This window comes from Thalassovita taeanensis (assembly GCF_900110775.1).
GTDB lineage: Bacteria > Pseudomonadota > Alphaproteobacteria > Rhodobacterales > Rhodobacteraceae > Litorimicrobium > Litorimicrobium taeanense.
Map to the genome: position 1 here is coordinate 160,045 of NZ_FOEP01000003.1, position 22,063 is coordinate 182,107.

Genomic DNA, 22,063 nt, shown 5'->3' on the forward strand with positions numbered 1-22,063 from the left:
CTTATCCCATCGAATGGCGGTAGGACGCGGAATAGGCGCCAGTGACATGATGCTCCAACTGGCGCTCGATATCCCCCAACAGCGACGACGCGCCAAAGCGGAACAGATCCGGTTGCAGCCAGCGATTTCCCAGCTCTTCCTTGATCAGGCTCAGATAAACCAACGCATCCTTGGCCTTGGAAATCCCGCCCGCCGGCTTATAGCCAATGCGCACCCCGGTGCGCTCGTGATACTCGCGGATTGCGCGGATCATCACCAGACTGACCGGCAGCGTCGCATTCACGCTTTCCTTCCCGGTCGAGGTCTTGATGAAATCCGCCCCCGCCATCATGCACACCAGACTGGCCCGCGCCACATTGCGCAGACTGCCCAATTCGCCGGTGGCCAGAATTGCCTTCACATGCGCCTCGCCGCAGGCCGCGCGAAAGGCGCGCATCTCGTCATACAGCGCCTGCCAGTTGCCAGTCAGAACATGCCGCCGCGAAATCACGATATCAATCTCATGCGCTCCGGCATTCACACTCTCGCCGATCTCGGCCACGCGCAGATGGAACGGCGACAACCCCGCCGGAAACCCGGTGGAAACCGCCGCCACGGGAATTCCCGTGCCCTCAAGTGCGGCCACAGCCGGGGCGACCATCTCGTGATACACGCAGACCGCGCCGGTGGTGATCCCGTCCACACCCAACGCCTCTAGGATATCGTGGCGCACGGGCTGGCGCGCCTTGGCGCACAGGCGCTGCACCCGCCCGACAGTGTCATCGCCCGCCAGCGTGGTCAGATCAATGCAGGTGATCGCCTTCAGCAACCACGCCGCCTGATACTCTTTCTTCACACTGCGCCGACCGGGCAGAGTGGCCGCACGCCGCTCGATGGCCGAGGTGTTGGCCTGCGCCGCGCGCACCCAATCCAGATCCAGCGCCATGCCGGGATTGCGCAGCTCGGTGACCAGCGGCAGGTGTGTTTTGATGTTTTGGGTGTCGGTCTGCACCTCGCCCCTCCCATGATCGGTGTTCATCTCAGCGTCGCATGAGGCCCGCATCTTGGCAAGCGCGCGCGTCGCGTCAGGGCGTGATCCGGCCTGCGTTGCGCAGCCCCACCAGCCCCGCGGGGGCGGTGTTTTCCGGGGTGGCAACCGGCACGCCCTGCGCCGCAAGTGCTGCGCAATAGGCGGGCACCAGCGCGCTGTCGCCCAGCACCGCCACCTGCTGACCCAGCCAATAGGGCCGCGCCGCCGACAGCTCAGCCCCGATCAGATGGCCCGCGATGGCAGCGAAATCACCGCGCAATTCGGCGCTGCTCAGATGTGTCGCCAATCGCTCGGGGCGGGATTGCGTGTCGGCCACGGCCTGCGCGTCCGCCGCATCGCCTGCGTTCAGGGCATGCCACAGGCGCGGGGTCAGAAAACTTTGGAAACTCACCGCTTCCCCGGCGCTGATCTGCACCCAATGGCTGCGGTCCGGCCCGATCACACAGGCCACCCCATCCCAATTGGTATGCAGCGTGACCAGCCCCAGCAGATGCAGCCGAACCGGCGCGGGCAATCGCCCCAACGGGGCCGCCTGCACCAGATCGCCCAGCGGCAAAGCATCGGGGCGCAGCGCACATGGCACAGGTTGCGCGGCCTCACCGGCACGCACGATCAGCGCGGTGTCAGCGCCCAATTGCGCCATAACCTCTGCCGCATCGGCGCCGCTGGCGGTGGCACAGACCGCACCACCGGCAAAGCCCCAGCCTTGGGCCTTGCCATCATCCTCAATCACGCCGAACCAATCTATCTGTGTCATGCCCCGCAGATACCCGCCCGGCGCAGACCCGTCAATTCAGGCGCCTTCGCTTTGGTCCGATCGGGTCAGCCGCACCATCGCGTCGTATTGCGACAGGAACACCTCGCCCGACAGCTCATCCAGAAAATGGCTGCGCTTCAGCCGGTCCATCACCGGGCCTTTGACCTCGGACAGGTGCAGCTTGATGTCCAGATCCTTCAGCCGCTGATTGATCGCCTCAAGGCTTTCCAGCGCCGACATATCCACCTCGTTCACGGCCGAGCACATCAACACCACATCCTTGATCGGCTCGTCACAGGCGATGCGGTTGTAAATGTAATCCTCAAGGAACCGCGCGTTGGCGAAATACAGGCTTTCGTCGATCCGCAGCGTCACCATCGACGGCGCGGTCTGAACGTCATGCCGGTTGATGTTGCGGAAATGCTGCGTGCCCGGCACCAGCCCCACCTCGGCCACATGCGGCCGCGAGGTTTTGTACAGGAACAACCCGATCGACAGGATCACCCCGACCGACACGCCAACCTCAACCCCGAACCCCAGCGTCAGCGCGATCGTCGATGCCACGGCGGTGAAATCCACCTTGGAGTACGACCACGTTTTGCTCAGGATCGAGAAGTCGACAAGGCTCAGCACAGCCACGATGATCGTTGCGGCCAGCGTTGCGTTCGGCAAGAAATACAAAAGCGGCGTCAGTAGCAGCGCGGCCAACAGGATGCCCACCGCCGTGAACGCCCCCGCCGCGGGCGTCTCTGCCCCCGCGTCGAAGTTCACGACCGAGCGCGCAAACCCGCCCGTCACCGGATACCCGCCCGAGATTGCGGCGGCGATGTTCGACGCCCCCAACCCGATCAGCTCCTGATCCGGGATGATCCGCTGGCGCCTTTTCGCGGCCAGTGTCTGCGCGACCGACACCGATTCCACAAACCCGATGACCGAAATCAGCAGCGCCGACACAAACAACGACGACCACAGATCCGCATCAAACGATGGCAACGTCAGCGGCGGCAAACCCATCGGCACCTCGCCCACGATCCGCACACCCTTGTCCTGCAACCCGAAAATCCAGGTCGCCAGCGTGGTCACAACCACCGCCGCGACCGGCCCAGCCTTGGCCATGATATCGGCCAGCCGTGGCTTCATCCCGGTCGCCAGCAACAGCGGCTTCAACCCCTTGCGCACCCAGAACAGAAACGCCGTCGTGGTCAGCCCGATAAACAACGTGATCGGATTGGCCAGATGCTGGTTCTCGAACAGCGACCCCAACAGCTGCGGCAGGGTATGCCCCTCGGCCTTGATGCCAAACAGATGCTTCATCTGGCTGGTGGCGATCAGCACCCCCGAGGCCGTGATGAACCCCGCGATCACCGGATGTGACAGGAAATTCGCCAGAAACCCCAGCCGGAACACCCCCATCACCAACAAGATAAGCCCCGAAATGAACGCCAGCGTGATCGCCGCCACCACATATTCCGCCGTGCCCTGCAACGCCAGATTGCCCACCGCCGCCGCTGTCATCAGCGACACCACCGCCACCGGCCCCACCGCCAGCACCCGGCTGGTGCCGAACACCGCATAGGCCACCAGCGGCAGGATCGAGGCATAAAGCCCCATTTCCGCCGGCAACCCCGCCAGCAACGCATAGGCCAGCGATTGCGGGATCAGCATGATCGTCACAATCACCGCCGCCGCCATGTCCGAGGTCAGCGTTTCGCGGTCATATGTCTTGGACCACTGCAAAATCGGCAGATGGCGTTCCAGATGCTTGCGGTTCAGTGTCGGCAGTCGCATGAGGCGATGTCCTTGGATCAGAAAATATATCAGGCAGGGTTTACCCTGCCTGCCGTGGTCTTGTGTCTGTCTTGCCTAGCTGGCCGATACCTTCTCGGGCTTCGCCAGCCACTCGCGACCGCGCAGCATCGCCTTCCAGTATACCGGCGGCAGGATCTGCTCTTTCAGGATCCACGCTGCGCGGGTCGGCTTGGTGCCATCCAGCATCCACTTGGGGAATGACGGCAGCAACGCCCCGCCATAGCCAAACTCAGCCAGCACGATCTTGCCGCGCTCCACCGTCAGCGGGCACGAGCCATAGCCATTGTACAGCGCCGTCGGTGATGTGCCACTGATGTCATCCACCAGATTCTGCGCCACGATCGGCGCCTGCATCCGCGCGGCGGCGGCGGTCTTGGCGTTGGGCGCGTTCATCACATCGCCCAGCGACCAGATGTTGTCATATTCCTTGTGGCGCAGCGTCGCCTGATCGACATCGACCCACCCGGCGGCATCGGCCAGCGGCGACACCCGGATGAAATCCGGCGCAACCTGCGGCGGGCAGACATGCATCATGTCGAACTCGACCTCGACCCGTTCAACCGGGGTGTCGGGCTTGGTCACGTCAAACCACGCCTTTTTCGCCGGACCGTCCACCGCCACCAGATTGTGGAAGAAGTTCAAACTGGCATCGTACCGCTTCACATAGGCCTCAAGCGCGGGCACGTAATCCTTCACGCCAAACAGCACACCGCCGGCGTTCATGAACCTGATATCAATGTCCTTCAGCGCGCCATTGCGCAGCCAGGTATCACCAGACAGATACATCGCCTTTTGCGGCGCACCGGCACATTTGATCGGCATCGGCGGCTGGGTGAACAGCGCCCGCCCCTCTTTCAGCCCCTTCACCAGTTCCCAAGTGTAAGGCGCCAGATCATAGCGATAGTTCGAGGTCACGCCGTTCTTGCCCAGCGTCTCGACCAGCCCCTCAACCTTGTTCCAGTCCAGCTTCAGACCGGGGCACACGACCAAGCGATCGTATTTCACCACTCGGCATCCATCCAGAACAACGGCGTTGTCCTTGGGCTCAAACGCCGCCACGGCAGATTTGATCCAATGCACCCCTTTGGGGATCAGGCTGCCCATGGTCTTGGCCGTGGTCTGTGCGTCGAAAATACCCGCGCCCACCATGGTCCAACCGGGTTGATAGTAATGAATGTCGGCCGGGTCCAGAATGGCGATGTTCAGATCCGACTTGCGCGCGATCAGGCTTGACGCCACCGAAATGCCCGCCGCGCCGCCGCCCACGATTACCACGTCATACTTTGCATCGCCGGTGTCGGTCGGGGTCTTGCCGCCATTGACGATCCGGCGCACCACGCCCGCCATGTCATACCCGGCCGCCTTGGTCGCGCTCAGGATATCCGAGGGCGATTTGTCCTTCGCTACCGCCAAAGACCACAGCGTGGCCGAACGCGTGCCCGTCCGGCAATACGCCAGAACCGGCCCCGGCAGCGAAACCATCGCCTTGCCGAAATCCGCTGCATCCTGATCCGACACCTTGCCCGCCACGATCGGCAGATACTGGGCTGTCAGCCCGGCGGCCCGCGCCGCGGCGTCGATCTCTTCAAAGGTCGGCTGATCCGCCGCTTCGCCGTCAGGCCGGTTGCACAGGATCGAGCGAAAGCCCATCTGCGCCAGCGCGCCGACGTCGTCCGGCAGGATTTGTGGCGCGACAGAGATCTCGTCCGAGATTTTTTTGGGGTCCATTGTGCGGTCCTTTCGAGGGCTCCTCGTTTGTGAACATATAAAGTAATATGAATGTTTAGTTCAATAGAGCTTCTGCGCTGGGGCGCAATGACACAGCCCCCCGGTGGGGCGGCTTGGGGGCGCGATTTCGCACCGATGCAATACCGACGTAATACCGACGTGAAACCGATGTGTCACCGACACGAAAAAACCCGCCCTCGGTCGAGGGCGGGTGATACTTCTCACATCAGGTCAACCCCGGATCAGGCGGCTGCAAAGCCCGCGTCAAGCGCCCCAAGGATCACGTTCACCTCGTCGTCGGTGATGGTCAGCGGCGGCGACATCAGCACGTTGTGCCCGCCCAGCCGCACCATCGCCCCGGCCTCATAGGCGGTCTTGTGGATGCGCTTCATCGTTGCCATGTCCATCGCGGTTTTGCTGGCCTTGTCGCTGACAATCTCGATCCCGGTCATCAATCCGTGGCCACCGCGAACGTCGCCGATAATGTCATATTTATCAGCAAGTTGCAGAACGCCTTCGTACAGCTGCGTGCCGCGTGCGGCGGCGTTGGTCTTGGTGTCCAGCCGCAGGGTTTCGGACAGGCAGGCGGTGACCGCGGCGGCCCCCACAGGATGCGCCGAATAGGTATAGCCGTGATAAATCGCGCCCTCGCCGGTGGTGTCCTTTTCGAACACATCGGCGACCTTCTCGCTCATCAGCGCGGCACCCACCGGGAAATACCCCGAGGTAATGCCCTTGGCGGTGCTCATCATATCCGGCTGCACCCCCCAATGACGCGCCCCCGACCAATCACCTGTCCGCCCAAATCCGGTGATCACCTCGTCCGAGATCAACAAAATCCCATGCCGATCACAGATCTCGCGCATCAGCCGCATGAAGCTGGCATCGGGCACGATAACCCCGCCAGCCCCTTGAATTGGCTCCATAATAAACGCGGCGATCGTGCTGGCACCTTGGAAGGCGATCTCGTCTTCCATCGCGGCGGCGATGTTTTGCGCCAGAACAGCACCATCCGTTTCGTTGAACGGGTTGTGATAGGTATAGGGGCTGGGCAGGTGGAAACATCCCGCCAGAAGCGGCTCGTATGCCGTGCGGAACCGGTTGTTGCCATTGACGCTGGCGCCGCCGAAATGGGTGCCGTGATAGCCTTTCTTGAGGCTCAGGAACTTGGTGCGCGTCGGTTCGCCCCGCAGCCGGTGATACTGCCGCGCCAGTCGCAGGCAGGTTTCCACCGAATCCGACCCGCCCGAGGTGAAGAACACCCGCGCCACGCCGTCTTCCTTGAAAAACTCGCGCACGGCATACGATGCCTCGATCGCCGCCGGGTTGGTGGCCCCGGCAAAGGCCGAGTAGTAGGGCAGATCATAAAGCTGCTTGGCGATGGCCTCTTTGATCACATTGTTGGAATAGCCAAGGTTCACACACCACAGACCGCCCACGGCATCGACCACGCTGTGTCCGTCGATATCGGTGATATGAACCCCTTCAGCCGCTTTGATGATGGTGGGTTCATTAGCTTGCACGTCCGCCGGGTGGCCCATCGGGTGCCACAGGTGGCGTGCATTATTTTCTTTGAGGAAGTTGTCGTCTTTCATGGCGGTGCTCCAATCCAAATTTGATCAAATCCTAACGTGAGTCTGCGGCCGGTCCAAGTGCAATGGCGACGTATTGCGCCAGAAAACGAAGCCTCCCGCCGAAATCGGCGAGGGGTGCTGATTTGTGCATCGACCCCGTAGGGCTTAGTCCAGCTCTTCCGGCAGGATCAAGTTTAGCAGGATCGACAGGCCTGCGGCAGGCAGAAGGCCGCTGGTCAGCAGAATTTGCACCGTTTTGCCCGTATGCTGAAGCGCCTCGGGCACCATTTGCAGCCCAAGGCCAACCGACAGCGAGACGGCGAAGATCACCATGTTGCGCCGGTTCCAGGTCACGTCAGACAACATGCTGATCCCCGCGGCGCAGACCATGCCGAACATCACGATAACGCCGCCACCCAGCACGTTGATCGGCACCGTGGCCACGATCGCGCCGAATTTCGGAATCATGCCGCAAATGATCAGAAAGATCGCGCCGATTGTGACAACGTGGCGGCTCATCACCCCGGTCATGCTGATCAGGCCGACATTCTGACTGAACGAAGTGTTGGGCAGCCCGCCGAAAACGCCCGCCACTGCGGTGCCCAGACCATCGGCAAAGGTGGCGCCGGTGATTTCCTTGTCGGTCGCCTCGCGGCCCGCGCCACCCTTGGTGATGCCGCTGACATCGCCGACGGTTTCAATCGCAGAAATCACCGCCATGAAGCACATGCCGATGACAATGGCCGAGTTGAACTGAAGCCCCCATTTGAACGGTGTCGGCAGTTCGAACAGCGGGGCAAAGGCGATCTTGGAAAAGCTGACCTGCCCCATGAAATAGGCCACGACATAGCCCGCGACCAGACCCACTAGAACCGCGGCAACGGACATCAGCCCCTTGGTGAAGAACTTGATCGCCAGCGTCACGACAATCACCACCAGCGCGGGCAGCCACATCGCCAGCGACCCGAATGCGGGCTTGCCGATCAGCGGTACGCCGCCAGCGGCATACTGGATGCCCACCTTGACCAGCGCCAGACCGATCATCAGCACGATCAGGCCGGTGACCAGTGGCGGTAGGGCAAAACGGATCTTGCCGATCACAGTCCCCAGCAGGAAGTGGAAACAGCCGCCGATCAACACGCCGGTCATCAGGCCCGCCATTCCGGCCGTGCCTTGCCCGGCCACCGCCGGGATCATGATTGGCAGAAAGGCAAAGCTGGTGCCCTGCACGATCGGAAGCCGCGCGCCCACCGGACCAATGCCGATGGTCTGAAACAGTGTGGCGATGCCCGCAAACAGCATCGACATCTGGATCATATAGGTCATGTCGGGAAACCCGAGCGCGCCCTGATCCGAACCAAAGCCAAAGCCCGCTGCCCCGGCCACGATGATCGCGGGGGTGACGTTGCTGGCGAACATCGCCAGAACGTGCTGAATTCCCAGCGGTACCGCCTTGGCCAGCGGCGGCGTATAGTCCGGGTCCATCATCTGGGCCGGGGTCCCGAGTGTCGTGTCTGTCATCCCTATTTCTCCTGTTGGATTGTGCGGCCCCTTCTTGGTCGGGGGCATCAGTCTGTGATTGTTATGGGGTGGTCGAGCTTGTGTTCCTGAAGGTTGGCCGTGTCGCCGATGCGGTCGATCACGGCGAACAGGCCGGGCGCGTGCAGCGGTGTCAGCACCCCGTGCCAGATGCCGCGATGCAGGTTGATCCCCTGACCGGGTGCCGCGATGAAGGCGCGGATATCGTCCGGCGTGCCATTGTTGTCCGATGCCACGATGACCAGCCAGGGGTGCTGGCTCATCGGGATGAACGCCTGACTGCCTTCGGGGTGGCGCTCGACCAGATCCAGTGCATAGGGCAGGCTGCGCGGCTGGGCCTTGAAGACCGAGATACCGGCGCGGCCGTCGGCGCCAAAATCCAGCAGCGCACGGTCGTGATAGCGGCCGCAACACCCCTGATTGATGATTTTGTCGGGCGTGCCTTCGGCCTCAAGCACATCGCCATAGGGGGCGAAGGCTTGGGCTGTCAGCGGTTGGGTTTTGATCGTCTTGGTCATGCGCGGTTTGGCTCGGCGGGTCAGGTCAAAGGGTCAGGGCTGGATGGCGGTTCACATCTTTATACAAAAGATAGCGAAAGGGTTCGGTGCCGGTGGCAATGCAAGCCTGCGGGCAGAAGGCGCGCAGCCACATGAAATCACCGGGGCCAACCTCGACCCAGTCGGTGTTCAGCAGGTATCGCGCCGTGCCTTGCAGCACATACAGCCCGTGTTCCATCACATGGGTTTCGGCGAAGGGAATGCGCCCGCCGGGCTGGAAGGTGACAATATTGACGTGGCAATCAAAGCGCAGGTCGGTGGTGTCGACAAAGCGGGTGGTGGACCACAGATCGGTATTGGGCATGGTTTGAGCGGGCACGTCGTGATCGGAGGTGATCACCAGCGGCGGGCGTTGGAGGCCCGGCGCGGCGTGCCAGCGTTTGCGGACCCAGTGAAAGCACAGAGGGGCGGGGCCGTCGTTATGCACGGTCCAGATTGCGCCGATCGGAATATGGGCAAAGCCGCCTGCAGCCAGAGTATGGGCGGTGCCATTCACGGTCAGGCGCATGGTGCCGCTTGCGACAAGGATCGCGGCCTGCGCCTCTGGGTCGGGCTCAGGGGTGTCGGAGCCGCCACCGGGAGCCACCTCGACCGCATACTGCGCGAAGGTTTCGGCAAAGCCGGACAGCGGGCGCGCCAGAACCCAAGCGCGGGTGCGGGTCCAGCCGGGCAGCAGCGAGGTCACGATATCGCGCATCGTGTGGGCGGGGATGACCGCATAGGCGGTCGTGAAGATGGCGGTGCCTTCTGGGTTCACGTCCTGCTCGGGCAGGCCTCCGTGCGGAAAGGCATAGGTTTTGGCGGTCATAGAAGGGCCTCCAGTCGCAGGCGGGCGATGCGTTCGACCTGTTTGCAGGCCTCGGCGAATTCGATGTCTGATGCGTTGCTAACGCGGCGTGTAAAGTTTTCGAGAATGCTGGACTTGGTATGGTCGCGCACCGCGATGATGAAGGGGAAACCGTGTTTTTCGGTATATTGGGTATTCAGCTGCGTGAAGGCCTGAAGGTCCTGATCCGTCAGGGCATCAAGCCCCGCGCTGGATTGTTCCGAGGTCGAGTCCGCGGTCAGCCGCTTGGCTGTCGCCAGTTTCCCGGCCAGATCTGGGTGCGCACGCAGAACGCCAAGGCGTTCTTCCTGAGTGGCGGAGCGGAATATGCGGGCAAGGGCATTGTGGATGCCTGCAGCGGAGTCATGGGCGGGGCCAAGTTCCAGATCAAAGGCGCGCTCCGCGATCCATGCGGAATGTTCAAAGATGCCGCCGAATTTGGTCACGAAAGCCGCGCGGCTCATCAGGCTGGGCCGGTCGAAACGCTGATGCGGGTGGGTCGTGGCCCAGTGCTGGGCGATCTCGATCCGGCGCGGGGTCCAGACGCCCTCGAAGCCTTTGATGTACTCGATGAACCGCTTCAGCCCCGCCAGTTTACCGGGCCGTCCGATCAGGCGGCAATGCAGGCCGATGCTGAGCATCTTGGGCGCGGTGGTGCCTTCGGCATAGAGGGTATCGAAGGCGTCTTTGAGGTAGGTAAAAAACTGCTCGCCAGTGATATATCCGGGCGCTGTGGCAAAGCGCATGTCGTTGGCTTCAAGCGTATAGGGGATGATCAGTTGATCGCGGTCGCCGACCTCGATCCAATAGGGCAGATCATCGTCGTAGGTGTCCGAGATGTAATCGAACCCACCCTCTTCGGCGACCAGCCGCACGGTGTTGACCGAACAGCGCCCGGTGTACCAGCCGCGCGGGCGGGTGCCGGTGACCTCGGTATGCAGGCGGATTGCTTCGGCAATCGCGGCGCGCTCTTCGGCCTCGGACATGTCCTTATGTTCGACCCACTTCAGGCCGTGGCTGGCAATTTCCCATTCGGCGGTCTGCATCGCCTCGACCTGTTCGGGGCTGCGCGCCAACGCGGTGGCGACGCCGTAGATGGTGACGGGGATGTCCGCGCCGGTGAACAGCCGGTGCAGCCGCCAGAACCCGGCCCGCGCGCCATAGTCATAGATCGATTCCATGTTCCAGTGCCGCTGGCCGGGCCAGGGGGCAGCGCCTGCGATGTCGGACAGAAACGCCTCGGACCCAGCATCGCCGTGCAGGATATTATTCTCACCGCCCTCTTCATAGTTCAGCACGAATTGCACGGCGACTTTGGCATCGCCGGGCCATTGCGCGTGGGGCGGCGTGGCGCCATAGCCGGTCATATTGCGGGGATAACGCTGCATTCTTGTTCTTTCCATTGCTGGCTTGGTTCTAAGGCATTTGGTGGGCTTGTCTCTTTCAAGAAATTCTTGAAACACTTTCAGGCGTGTGGTCCGGTCCTGTTTCAGCCTATCCTTCCGGCATCACGCCTGTATTTGCCCGCAAAAGGAGCGCCGCGATGGCCCAAGGATATCTGACAACCCACGTTTTGGATACGGCGCGCGGTTGTCCCGCTGCGAATCTGACAATCACCCTGTTTCGGATCGAGGGCGAGACGCGGGTGCAACTGGCCGAAATGACCACCAACGCGGATGGGCGCACCGACAGCCCGATCCTGCCTGCCGATCAATTCGCGGTTGGGGTGTACGAACTGCTGTTTCAGGCCGGGGCCTATCTGGATGCCATCGGCACCCCGCCGGAAAAGCCGCGATTTCTGGATGTGGTGCCGATCCGGTTCGGCATTTCCGACGCCGAGGCGCATTACCACGTGCCGCTGCTGCTGTCGGCCTATGGTATGTCCACCTATCGCGGCAGTTAAGCCGGGCGGCTTGGAATTGCGTGTGAAAGTTCCTAGATAAGCCCTTGGATGGACAGCAACGTTACGCGCGGATAGGAAAGGCCCATGGCAAAGGAAAAGACAGACCCGAATTATAAAGTGATCGCCGAAAATCGGCGGGCACGGTTTGACTATGCCATCGAGGATGATCTGGAATGCGGGATCATGCTGCAAGGGTCCGAAGTGAAGTCGCTGCGCGAGAAAAACTCGAACATCGCCGAAAGCTATGCCTCGGTTGAAGATGGCGAGCTGTGGCTGATCAACGGCTATATCGCCCCCTATGAGCAGGCCAAAACCTGGAAGCACGAAGAGCGGCGTAAGCGCAAGCTGTTGGTGTCGAAAAAGGAAATGTCGCGGCTGTGGACGGCGACCCAGCGCAAGGGCATGACCCTTGTGCCGCTGGTGCTGTATTTCAACCACAAAGGCCTGGCCAAGCTGAAGATCGGCATCGCCAAAGGCAAGCAGAACCACGACAAGCGCGACAGCGAAGCCAAGCGCGATTGGGGCCGTCAGCAGCAACGCCTGCTGCGCCACGGGGAATAGGCCGGGGTTTTTCCCTTTCTGGATATTTCAACTTCTGATGTAGGCTGCCGCTGCGCGACAGCCTTGGGCCGGGCCGCGCCCAAAATCGGATAAGGCCCGTCTGGAAGGGGAAATACAATGGAACTTCTCATCAGTTTGATTGCGGGCGCAGTTGGCGGCAACGCTGCCGGTGGCCTGTTTAAATCACTCAATCAGGGCACGCTGATCAACTCGCTGTCCGGTGTTGTTGGTGGTGGTCTTGGTGGCACGCTGCTGGGCATGCTGGGCACGCCTGATCTGGCGGGCATTGCTGGCGATGCCGGCGGGCTGGATATCGGCGCGATCATCGGTCAGGTTGCTGGCGGCGGCATTGGTGGCGGCGTTGTTCTGGCAATCGTGGGTGCCGTGCGCAACATGATGGCCAAGTAAGCCAATGATGGGTGCCCGGATTGGGCACCCGCTCTTGCCAGTATGCCCCCCGCGATGTAGTCAGGCCTATAGCAATAAGGGGGGTCCATATGGCACAGGATGATCCGAAAACTCTGGTTTCAACCGACTGGCTGGCGGCGCATCTGAAAGATCCCGACCTGCGGGTGCTGGATGCGACCTGTTACTTGCCCGGCGATCCGCGCAACGCGCGCGCGAATTATGGCTTGGCCCACATCCCGAATGCGCGGTTCTTTGACATCGACGAGATCAGCGATCTGCGCTCGGACCTGCCGCATATGGTGCCGCCGGTCGAAAAGTTCATGTCTCGGATGCGGGCGATGGGTGTGGGCGATGGGCATCAGGTGGTGGTCTATGACAGCGAGGGGCTGTTTTCTGCCGCGCGTGTGTGGTGGCTGTTCCGGCTGATGGGGCAGGACAACATCGCCGTTCTGGACGGGGGCTTGCCGAAATGGCAGGCCGAGGGCCGCGACACCGAAGATCTGCCCCCCGTCGTGCGCGATCGCCACATGACGGTGCGGCGGCAGAATCACATGGTCAAGGATGTCACACAGGTGGCCTCTGCCTCGAAGCTGGGCGATTATGTCATCGTCGATGCCCGCGCGCCCGAACGGTTCCGTGGCGAGGTTGACGAGCCGCGCGCCGGGCTGCGCAAGGGGCACATCCCCGGATCAAAAAACGTTTATTTCAAAACACTTCTGAACGCCGATTCCACGATGAAAGCGCCTGACGAACTGCGCGCCGCGTTTCAGTCCGCAGGGGTGGATCTGTCGAAGCCCGTGATCACCTCGTGCGGATCAGGGGTGACGGCGGCCGTGCTGAGCCTTGCGCTGGAACGGATCGGCAAAACAGATCATTCGCTTTATGACGGATCATGGTCAGAATGGGGGGCCTTCCCCACTGTGCCCGTCGCCACCGGAGAAGCCTGAAACATGTTCAGCACCCTGAAAACCCACCCCGCCGATAAAATCCTTGCGTTAATACAGCTTTACAAGGATGACCCGCGCCCGACCAAGATTGATCTGGGTGTCGGAGTGTACAAAAACGCCGAGGGCATCACGCCGGTGATGCGGGCGGTGAAGGCGGCGGAAAAGCAGCTTTGGGAACAGGAAACCACCAAGAGCTATGTGGCTTTGGCGGGGGATCCGGCGTTTTCGGATGCGATGTTCGATCTGGTTCTAGGCAACGCGGTAGCGCGTGATCAGGTGGCTGCGGCGGCAACGCCGGGCGGCACCGGCGCGGTGCGGCAGGCGTTCGAGATGATCCGCATGGCTAATCCCGAGGCACGGATTTTCGTGTCCAACCCGACTTGGCCTAACCATTTGAGTATCCTGAAACATCTTGAGATGCCGGTGGTTGAATATCGCTATTTCGATAGTGAAAGCCGGGGTGTGGATTTCGAGGGGATGCTGGCCGATCTGGGGCAGATGAAAGCGGGCGATGTGGTGTTGCTGCATGGCTGCTGTCACAACCCGACGGGGGCCAACCTGAACCTGACGCAATGGCAGCAAGTGATTGATATGTTGTTGAAAACCGGCGCGATGCCGATGATCGACATTGCCTATCAGGGGTTCGGAGACGGGCTGGAAGAGGACGCAGCGGCGACGCGGTTGGTGGCCTCGTCGGTGCCGGAATGCCTGATTGCGGCAAGTTGTTCCAAGAACTTCGGTGTCTACCGCGAACGCACCGGGATCTTGATGGCCGTGGCGCAGGACAAGAGCCTGCGGGGGCTGACGCAAGGATCGCTTAACTATCTGAACCGGCAGAACTTTTCTTTCCCGCCGGACCATGGCGCGCGGTTGGTGACGATGATCCTGAACGATGCGGATTTGCGGGCCGATTGGGCGGCGGAACTGGAAGATGTGCGGCTGTCGATGCTGGGGCTGCGGCAGCAGTTGGCGGATGAGCTGCAACGGCTGTCGGGGTCGGATCGGTTCGGCTTTATCGCGCAGCATCGCGGCATGTTTTCGCGGTTGGGCACCACGCCGGAGATGGTCGAACGGCTGCGGGCGGAGCATGCGATTTACATGGTCGGGGACAGCCGGTTGAACATCGCCGGGCTGAACGCAACCACGGTACCGATCCTGGCCAAGGCAATCATCGACACCGGGATTTGAACCTGCACAACCGATACACAACGCATGCACATGACATGCATATACGGCAGCGTATGGTTTGAGGGTTGAGAACGACAGAGGGTGGGCAATTTGCCCGCCCTTTTCTGTCCGTGAACCACGCTAGCCCGGCGGTGCTTTTGGGGTCATCTTGGGCAGGATCAGGTCAAACGGCATCACCACGTTACGCTCGGATGCCATCATGCGATTGAAACGGCGCAAGGTGGCATAGCCGTGCACCAGCGACCAGATCATGACTTCGTTGGCGCGCTCGTGCTGGGGCGAGGGTTCGAACAGGGCGCAGGTGTCGACCAACATATCGAACGCCTGTAGCGAGACCTTGCGCAGATCCTCGTCAGGGTCATTTTTGATTTCCGTCGAGAAGATCAGCTGAAAAAGCGCCTGATGTTCGTCGGCAAATTTCAGGTAGCCATGACACAGGCCCAGAAGCTGCGCCTGAGGATCGGGGGCGGCGGTATCGCGGCCCTCTTGCATCAACTTGACGAAGGTGCGGAACCCTTCGGCGGCGATCCCCAGAAGAAGCCCGTTTTTGCCATTGAAGTGATGCGCCGGCGCGGCGTGTGATACGCCGACCTTTGCCGCGACTTTTCGCAAGGACAGCCCGGCCATTCCGTCCTCTTCCAGCACGGTAATTCCAGCGGCGATCAGGGCGGGGCGCAGATTGCCGTGGTGATGGGGCGTTTTTGCAGACATCTGCACTTGTGTCTTGCCAACTTGACGTCGTCAAGTTTATTTGTATTTTGACAGTGTCAAGTTCACGTGGGCGCCGTTGAGGCGCGCGCAGTATTCAGTGGTAAATAGCGAGGCCTGATATGTCTTCTTCCGTTCTTTCCAGATCGCTCTTGTGGATCTTAAGCCTGCTTGTCGCGCTTGCGTCATGGCGGTTCATCGCATTCGGGGTCGAGGCGAGCATGAATTTCATGCTGTACCACGCGCAGCAGCGGCCCCTGTTCTTTTTCGCGCATGTCGGGTTTGCGCCGCTGGCGCTGTTGCTGATGCCGGTGCAATTCTGGACGGATCTGCGCCGCCGTCGCCCCGCAGTGCATCGCTGGATCGGGCGGGTATATGCTGTGTCGGTGCTGTTGTCGGGGATCGGGGGCATGTTGCTGGCGAGCCAAACCGAGGCGGGCACGGTTGCGGGGCTCGGCTTTGGGCTGTTGGGGGTTGTGTGGGTGTCGGTTACGGCGCGCGCGGTTTGGCTGGCGCGCGAAAAGCGTATTGCAGAGCACCGGGTTTGGATGATCCGGTCGGCCGCGCTGACGTTTGCGGCGGTCACATTGCGGATTTATCTGGCGGTCTCGCAGATTTTGGGTTGGCCCTTCGATCTGTCTTATACGGTGATCTCGTGGGCGTGCTGGGTGCCGAATGCGCTGGTGGTCGAATACTGGCTTTTGCGCAGCAAAAAGCCCGCCAAAGGCGGGCTTTGATGGCACCTATGGTCGGGGGATCAGTTGATCAGCCCGGCGTGGCGCATTCCGGCGTCAATGCGAGCCTTGGTGGTGTCAGTCAGGCCGGAAAGCGGCAGGCGCACCTCTTCTGAGCATAGGCCAAGACGGGACATGCCATATTTGGCGCCGACGAGGCCGGGCTCGAGGAAGATCGCCTCGTGCAGGGGCATCAGACGGTCCTGATAGTCGAGGGCTGTGGCGTAATCGCCGCGCAGGGTGGCGGCCTGAAACTCGGCACACAGCTTCGGCGCGACGTTGGCGGTGACCGAGATACAGCCGACGCCGCCGTGGGCGTTGAAGCCCAGAGCGGTGGCATCTTCGCCCGAGAGCTGAATGAAATCAGCGCCGCAGGTGATGCGCTGCTGCGAAACGCGGGCCAGATCGCCGGTGGCATCCTTGACGCCGATGATGCGCGGCAGTTCGGCCAGCACGCCCATGGTTTCGGGCGACATGTCCACGACCGAGCGGCCGGGGATGTTGTAGATGATGATCGGCAGGGTGCAGCAATCATGCAGCGCGGTGAAATGCGCGATCAGGCCACGCTGGGTGGGCTTGTTGTAATAGGGCGTGACCACGAGGGCGGCATCGGCGCCGACCTTTTCAGCGTGCTGAATCAGGCGGATGCCTTCGAGGGTGTTGTTGGAGCCGGCACCCGCGATCACCGGCACGCGGCCGGCGGCGGCGCGAACGGTTTCCTCGACCACGATTTCATGCTCGCGGTGGGTCAGGGTGGGGCTTTCGCCGGTGGTGCCGACGGGAACAAAGCCGTTGCTGCCTTCGCCGATATGCCACTCGATGAGCTTTTTAAGCGTTTCCAGATCCAGCTCGCCGTTCTTGAACGGCGTGACCAGGGCAGGGAATGACCCTTTGAACATGACACGCTCCTTTCGCGTTGTGGCGGGCGACTGCCCGGATCGAGGTCGCGCACCCTAGCGGCGGTTTGCCGATCTGCCAAGTTCGTGAATTGCAGACAAGGGAATGCGCAATTAAGCTTGGGCTGTCTATCCCTTGTCCCTTTGGAAAAGCAAGAGATGTTGCGCGTGATTCCCTTTGTGATTGCCATTTCCCTCTTTGCTTCGGGCGCTGGAGCCGATGGGCCACGGCCGTTGGCCAATGCGCTGGAGGCGGCGCGGGCGGGAAATTGGGAAAATGCAGAGCGGCTGGCGGCGCGGGCGGGCGGCGTGGCCGGCGACATTGTCGAGTGGCAGCGGTTGCGGGCCGGGCAGGGTGATCTGGCCGAGGTGCGCGGGTTTTTGCAGCGGCGCAGCGACTGGCCGGGGCTGAAGCTGTTGCGCAAGCGCAGCGAGGGGATGCTGGAGGGCGCAAGCCCGGCGGAGGTTCTGGCGTTTTTTCAAGACGAGGCGGCGCAGACCGGAGCCGGGGTTCTGGCCCATGCCGAGGCGTTGGCGACGACCGGAAGCCGGGGCGATGCCGAGGCCGAGTTGGTACTGGCGTGGCGGGTGATGGCGTTGGAGCCGGGCGAGCAGGATGCGTTTCTGGCCCGGCATGGCGCGTTGTTGGCACCGCATCATGCGGCGCGGTTGGATATGGCGCTGTGGCGCGGCTGGGCCAGCAATGTGGCGCGGATGCTGCCGCTGGTGACGGACGGGCAGCGGCGGTTGGCGGCGGCGCGGCTGGGGCTGGCGGCGGATCGGGACGGGGTTGATCAACTGATCGAGGCGGTGCCCGAGGCGCTGCGCGGTGATGCGGGCCTGGCCTATGCGCGGTTCGAGTGGCGGTTGCGCAAGGGGCGCACTGATGATGCCGTGGCGTTGATGCTGGAGCGCAGTGCGACGCCGGAGTTGCTGGGCGAGCCGGAACGCTGGGCGGGGTGGCGGCGGTATCTGGCGCGCGACCGGATGCGCGACGGCAAGGCGCAGGAGGCATATCGGCTGGCGGCGCATCACGGGTTGCAGGAGGGGTCGAGCTATGCCGATCTGGAGTGGTTGTCGGGGTATCTGGCGCTGCGGTTCCTGAACGACCCGGCGCTGGCGCTGGACCATTTCCAACGGTTCCGCGCGGCGGTGGAGACGCCGATTTCACTGGGTCGGGCGGGGTACTGGATTGGCCGGGCGCAAGAGGCGCTGGGGGATGGCGAAGCGGCCAAGCTGGCCTATGCCGAGGGCGCGCAATATCAGACGAGTTTTTACGGATTGCTGGCCGCCGAGCGTGGTGGGGTGGCGTTTGACACCACGTTGGCCGGGGAAGAGGCGTTTCCGGGCTGGCGGCAGGCGGCGTTTACCAAGTCTTCGGTGTTTGAAGCGGGGATCTTGCTGATCAACGCGGGGCAGATCGCGCTGGCCGAACAGTTCCTGACGCATCTGGCCGAAGGGCTGGACCGGGCCGAGCTGGGCCAGATGGGCGAGATGGCGATTGAGTTGGATCAGCCGCATCTGGCGGTGATGATCGGCAAGGAGGCGGCGAAGAAGGGGATCACGTTGTCGCGGCCCTATTATGCGCTGCACCCGATGCGGAAGTTGACGTTGCCGGTGCCGATGGAGTTGGCGCTGTCGATCGCGCGGCGCGAGAGCGAATTCGATGCAGGCGTGGTCAGCGGGGCCGGGGCGCAGGGGCTGATGCAGCTGATGCCGGGGACCTCGACCTTGGTGGCGAAGCGGCTGGGGCTGGAGCATGAGCCGGGCAAGGTGCTGAGCGACTGGAGCTATAACGCGGTGTTGGGCAGTGCTTATCTGGCGGGGCTGGCCGAGGATTTCGGTGGCAATGTGGTGCTGGTGGCGGCGGGGTATAATGCCGGACCGGGGCGGCCCACGCGCTGGATGCAGGAACGCGGTGATCCGCGCGTGGGTGGCGTGGATGTGGTCGACTGGATCGAGGAGATCCCGTTCCGGGAGACGCAGAATTATGTGATGCGGGTGGCGGAATCCTTGCCGATTTACCGCGCACGGCTGGGGCGCGATCCGTTGCCGGTGCCGTTCAGCGCCGAGTTGTCAGGGCGGACATTGCTGGCTGACTGAGTTGGGTGAGCGGGCCGTCAGGTTGTGCTTTGGCGTTCGCGCCACAGGGTGAACAGCCCGGCGGCGACGATCAGCCCGGTGCCAATGGCGACGTTGTGGCGGATGGTTTCACCGAAGGCGAAGACCCCCAGCACCGAGGCGAAGACCAGTTGCAGATAGGCGAAGGGCTGTACGGCGCTGGCCTCGGCGACCTCGTAGCATTTGATCAGCAGGAAGTGCCCCAGCGCGCCGGTGACGCAAAGCACCGCCATCCAGATCCAGTCGGGGGCATTCATCGGTTCCCAGAACCACGCGCCGACGGCGGTCATGGCGACCATGCCGACGGTGCCGGTCCAGAAGAACGAGGTGGTGGCGCTGTCTTGCCGCGCGACATAGCGGGTCAGAAGGCCGTAAAGGGCGAACATCAGCGCCGAGACCAGCGGGATCACGGCGGCGGGTTGGAATACGCCAAAACCGGGTTCGAGGATGATCACGATGCCGGTAAAGCCGACGCCGATGGCAACCCAGCGGCGCCAGCCGACAGTTTCGCCAAGGACCGGGCCAGACAGCGCGGCGATCAGCAGCGGGTAGCAGGCAAAGACGGCGTGGCTTTCGACCAGCCCCAGCACGGTAAAGCCCCAGATGGCGACGCAGATTTCAGCCACCAGCAGCACCGCCCGGAAGGCTTGCAGCAGGGGTTGTTTGGTTTTCGCGGCCTTGCTCAGCCCGCCTGCCTTGCGCGCGGCGACGGCGACCACGAAGGCGGCGAAGAACCAGTAGCGGATCATCACCACCATCAGCACGTTGTATTCCGCAGCAAGGTGGCGGGAAATCCCGTCCTGCATGGCGAAGACGAAGGTGGTGGCGATCATCAGCATGATGCCGAGCCGCGTGTTGTTCTGGGTCATTGGGGGGCCTTTCGCGCGACCGTCATGTGACGTTTTCTGCCAAAACCGGCGCGGCGGTCCACCATGAAACCGGCATCTTGCAGCCCGCGCCGGACAAAACCGGCGGCGGTATAGGTGGCGGCCGTTCCGTTCGGTGCCGTATGGTTGGCGACATGTGTCATCAGGGCGGGTTCCCACAGCTCGGGGTTTTTGGCGGGGGAGAAGCCATCGAGGAACCAGGCATCGGCGCGGCCCGGCCAATTGGGCAGGGTTTCGCGGGCATCGCCGCGGATCATCGTGAAGTGCAGGTCGGGCAGGGTGATCGTGGTCAGCTCGTCGGACCACTGCGGCGCGAGGTCGGCGGCAACCTCGGCGATTTCGGGAAAGGCGGCTTGGGCGCGCAACATGTCGGCGGGGCGCATCGGAAACGCCTCGAACGTGGTGAAGTGCAGCGTGCCGGGTTGGTTGGTGTCGCGCCAGAGTTTCAGCGCGGCGAGCAGGTTCAGGCCGGTGCCGAAGCCCAGTTCGGCGATGTGAAAATCGGGGGTGAAGCGCGCGGGCAGGTCGTTGCCGCCCAGAAACACGTAAGCGGTTTCGGCAAGGCCATTGTCGAGCGAGAAATATGGGTCGTCAAAGCGGGTGGAGACGGGGATCGCCTCGTCGCGCCATGTCAGTTGGGCACGCTGGTCTTGCATGGGGGGATCCCTTAGAACGCGGGTGGATACCGCGCGACAATGCAGAGGGGCCGGGGGAATGGCAATGGTGGACGTGACCGTTTACGGGGCCGGGGTGTTTGGCCTGTCGGTGGCTTGGGCCTGTGTGCAGCGCGGGGCGCGGGTGCAGGTGATTGATCCGTTCGGGCCGGGCGCCGGGGCAAGTGGTGGCATTGTTGGCGCGCTGGCGCCGCATGTGCCGGAGAACTGGAACGACAAAAAGCAGTTTCAGTTCGAGAGTCTGATGTTGGCCGAAGCGTTCTGGGCCGGGGTCGAGGTCGCGGGCGGGGTCACGGCGGGCTATGGCCGGACCGGGCGGGTGCAGCCGGTGGCGGATGAGCGCGGGCTGGAGCTGGCGCGGGCGCGGGCGGTGAGTGCCGAGGCGCTGTGGCAGGGCAAGGCGGTGTGGGAGGTGATCCCGGCGGCGGAGTGTGGCGACTGGGCGCCGGACAGCCCGACCGGTTGGATGATCCGCGACAGTTTGAGCGGGCGGATGCATCCGCGCCGCGCCTGTGCCGCGTTGGTCGCGGCGTTGCGGGCGCGCGGTGTCGAGGTTGTGGCCGAGGGCGCGGCGGCGGGGCGGGTTGTCTGGGCCACGGGTGTGGCCGGGTTGGAAGAGATCAGCGCCGTGCGCCCGCGTGTTTTTGGCAATGGGGTCAAGGGGCAGGCGGCGCTGTTGCGGCTGGAGCGGCGCGATGCACCGCAGTTGTTTGCCGATACGGTGCATGTGGTGCCGCATGCGGATGGCACGGTGGCGATCGGGTCAACCAGCGAGCGGGACTATGCGGACGGCCACAGTGTGGACGGGCGGCTGGACGACGTGTTGGCGCGGGCCTTTGCGGCGGTGCCTGCGTTGCGGGGGGCTGAGGTGATTGAACGCTGGGCCGGGGTGCGGCCGCGCACGCGCAGCCGTGCGCCGGTGTTGGGCGCGCATCCGGTGCGGGCCGGAGAGTTTATTGCCAATGGTGGCTTCAAGATCGGATTTGGCATGGCACCAAAGGTGGCGCGGGTGATGGCGGATCTGGTGTTGGAGGGGGTGGATACGATCCCGGAAGGGTTTCGGGCAGAGGCCAGTTTCTGATCCGCAGGCCGTGTGTTCGGGGCCGGTGTTGCGGGTGAGTATTTGGATCAGAAAGAAGCCGGGTGTGTGTGCTTCGGTTGGCGTGGAGTTGTGCGCTGTGGGGCATGGGGCCTGTGTCGCGCGGTCTGACAACTG

21 protein-coding genes are annotated in these 22,063 nt (G+C 62.8%); 8 read left to right on the plus strand and 13 right to left on the minus strand.

Features of this window, described 5'->3' with window-relative positions; all coding sequences use genetic code 11:
* Position 1: 1 nt before the first annotated feature.
* The 9 genes from deoC to puuE all read right to left on the minus strand — a co-directional run bounded on the left by deoC (position 2) and on the right by puuE (position 11,208).
* Entirely contained in the window at positions 2-1,018 is a 1,017-nt protein-coding gene (deoC, locus tag BSF79_RS05520) for a deoxyribose-phosphate aldolase (protein WP_090268862.1), read from the minus strand.
* 46 nt (positions 1,019-1,064) lie between these two features.
* Entirely contained in the window at positions 1,065-1,787 is a 723-nt protein-coding gene (locus BSF79_RS05525; RefSeq protein ID WP_090268863.1) for a 2-dehydro-3-deoxygalactonokinase, read from the minus strand.
* 36 nt (positions 1,788-1,823) lie between these two features.
* A complete protein-coding gene (locus BSF79_RS05530) occupies positions 1,824-3,575 on the minus strand; it encodes a SulP family inorganic anion transporter (RefSeq protein ID WP_090268864.1) in 1,752 nt (583 codons plus the stop codon).
* A gap of 75 nt (positions 3,576-3,650) precedes the next feature.
* Complete coding sequence (locus BSF79_RS05535) at positions 3,651-5,324, minus strand: bifunctional protein tyrosine phosphatase family protein/NAD(P)/FAD-dependent oxidoreductase (RefSeq protein ID WP_090268865.1); 1,674 nt, start codon at positions 5,322-5,324, stop codon at positions 3,651-3,653.
* A gap of 242 nt (positions 5,325-5,566) precedes the next feature.
* Positions 5,567-6,919 (minus strand): aminotransferase class III-fold pyridoxal phosphate-dependent enzyme, encoded by a 1,353-nt coding sequence (locus BSF79_RS05540; RefSeq protein ID WP_090268866.1) that lies wholly within the window; start codon positions 6,917-6,919, stop codon positions 5,567-5,569.
* Positions 6,920-7,063: 144 nt separating this feature from the next.
* Entirely contained in the window at positions 7,064-8,419 is a 1,356-nt protein-coding gene (locus BSF79_RS05545; protein ID WP_090268867.1) for a uracil-xanthine permease family protein, read from the minus strand.
* A gap of 47 nt (positions 8,420-8,466) precedes the next feature.
* Complete coding sequence (locus BSF79_RS05550) at positions 8,467-8,955, minus strand: ureidoglycolate lyase (protein WP_090268868.1); 489 nt, start codon at positions 8,953-8,955, stop codon at positions 8,467-8,469.
* A gap of 25 nt (positions 8,956-8,980) precedes the next feature.
* A complete protein-coding gene (locus BSF79_RS05555) occupies positions 8,981-9,802 on the minus strand; it encodes a bifunctional allantoicase/(S)-ureidoglycine aminohydrolase (protein WP_090268869.1) in 822 nt (273 codons plus the stop codon).
* The gene (gene puuE, locus BSF79_RS05560) at positions 9,799-11,208 is read right to left on the minus strand and encodes an allantoinase PuuE (protein ID WP_090268870.1); all 1,410 of its coding nucleotides are present in this window, start codon (positions 11,206-11,208) and stop codon (positions 9,799-9,801) included. The genes BSF79_RS05555 and puuE overlap by 4 nt, the downstream gene beginning before the upstream one ends.
* A gap of 155 nt (positions 11,209-11,363) precedes the next feature.
* On the opposite strand from puuE, the gene uraH reads away from it, so the two are divergent.
* The 5 genes from uraH (at position 11,364) to BSF79_RS05585 (ending at position 14,827) form a co-directional block, all read left to right on the plus strand.
* Entirely contained in the window at positions 11,364-11,723 is a 360-nt protein-coding gene (uraH, locus tag BSF79_RS05565; protein ID WP_090268871.1) for a hydroxyisourate hydrolase, read from the plus strand.
* Between the two features lie 84 nt (positions 11,724-11,807).
* A complete protein-coding gene (gene smpB / locus BSF79_RS05570; RefSeq protein WP_090268872.1) occupies positions 11,808-12,284 on the plus strand; it encodes an SsrA-binding protein SmpB in 477 nt (158 codons plus the stop codon).
* Between the two features lie 117 nt (positions 12,285-12,401).
* The gene (locus BSF79_RS05575; RefSeq protein ID WP_090268873.1) at positions 12,402-12,692 is read left to right on the plus strand and encodes a hypothetical protein; all 291 of its coding nucleotides are present in this window, start codon (positions 12,402-12,404) and stop codon (positions 12,690-12,692) included.
* Between the two features lie 89 nt (positions 12,693-12,781).
* The gene (gene sseA / locus BSF79_RS05580) at positions 12,782-13,639 is read left to right on the plus strand and encodes a 3-mercaptopyruvate sulfurtransferase (RefSeq protein ID WP_090268874.1); all 858 of its coding nucleotides are present in this window, start codon (positions 12,782-12,784) and stop codon (positions 13,637-13,639) included.
* Positions 13,640-13,642: 3 nt separating this feature from the next.
* Positions 13,643-14,827, plus strand: coding sequence for an amino acid aminotransferase (locus tag BSF79_RS05585; RefSeq protein WP_090268875.1), 1,185 nt, complete (start codon positions 13,643-13,645; stop codon positions 14,825-14,827).
* 120 nt (positions 14,828-14,947) lie between these two features.
* Here BSF79_RS05585 and BSF79_RS05590 read toward each other — a convergent pair whose 3' ends face one another.
* Positions 14,948-15,538, minus strand: a complete 591-nt coding sequence (locus BSF79_RS05590; RefSeq protein ID WP_090268876.1) for a TetR/AcrR family transcriptional regulator — start codon at positions 15,536-15,538, stop codon at positions 14,948-14,950.
* Between the two features lie 149 nt (positions 15,539-15,687).
* Here BSF79_RS05590 and BSF79_RS05595 point away from each other — a divergent pair, with 149 nt between their 5' ends.
* Positions 15,688-16,272, plus strand: a complete 585-nt coding sequence (locus BSF79_RS05595; protein ID WP_245776327.1) for a DUF2306 domain-containing protein — start codon at positions 15,688-15,690, stop codon at positions 16,270-16,272.
* A gap of 20 nt (positions 16,273-16,292) precedes the next feature.
* Here BSF79_RS05595 and dapA read toward each other — a convergent pair whose 3' ends face one another.
* Positions 16,293-17,168 (minus strand): 4-hydroxy-tetrahydrodipicolinate synthase, encoded by an 876-nt coding sequence (gene dapA / locus BSF79_RS05600; protein ID WP_090268878.1) that lies wholly within the window; start codon positions 17,166-17,168, stop codon positions 16,293-16,295.
* 156 nt (positions 17,169-17,324) lie between these two features.
* On the opposite strand from dapA, the gene BSF79_RS05605 reads away from it, so the two are divergent.
* The gene (locus tag BSF79_RS05605) at positions 17,325-19,268 is read left to right on the plus strand and encodes a lytic transglycosylase domain-containing protein (protein WP_090269092.1); all 1,944 of its coding nucleotides are present in this window, start codon (positions 17,325-17,327) and stop codon (positions 19,266-19,268) included.
* Positions 19,269-19,285: 17 nt separating this feature from the next.
* Here BSF79_RS05605 and BSF79_RS05610 read toward each other — a convergent pair whose 3' ends face one another.
* Complete coding sequence (locus BSF79_RS05610) at positions 19,286-20,155, minus strand: DMT family transporter (protein WP_090268879.1); 870 nt, start codon at positions 20,153-20,155, stop codon at positions 19,286-19,288.
* The gene (gene mnmC2 / locus BSF79_RS05615; RefSeq protein WP_090268880.1) at positions 20,152-20,829 is read right to left on the minus strand and encodes a tRNA (5-methylaminomethyl-2-thiouridine)(34)-methyltransferase MnmC2; all 678 of its coding nucleotides are present in this window, start codon (positions 20,827-20,829) and stop codon (positions 20,152-20,154) included. Before mnmC2 ends, BSF79_RS05610 begins: the two co-directional genes overlap by 4 nt.
* Positions 20,830-20,893: 64 nt before the next feature.
* On the opposite strand from mnmC2, the gene BSF79_RS05620 reads away from it, so the two are divergent.
* Entirely contained in the window at positions 20,894-21,928 is a 1,035-nt protein-coding gene (locus tag BSF79_RS05620; protein WP_090269093.1) for an NAD(P)/FAD-dependent oxidoreductase, read from the plus strand.
* Positions 21,929-22,063: the final 135 nt, after the last annotated feature.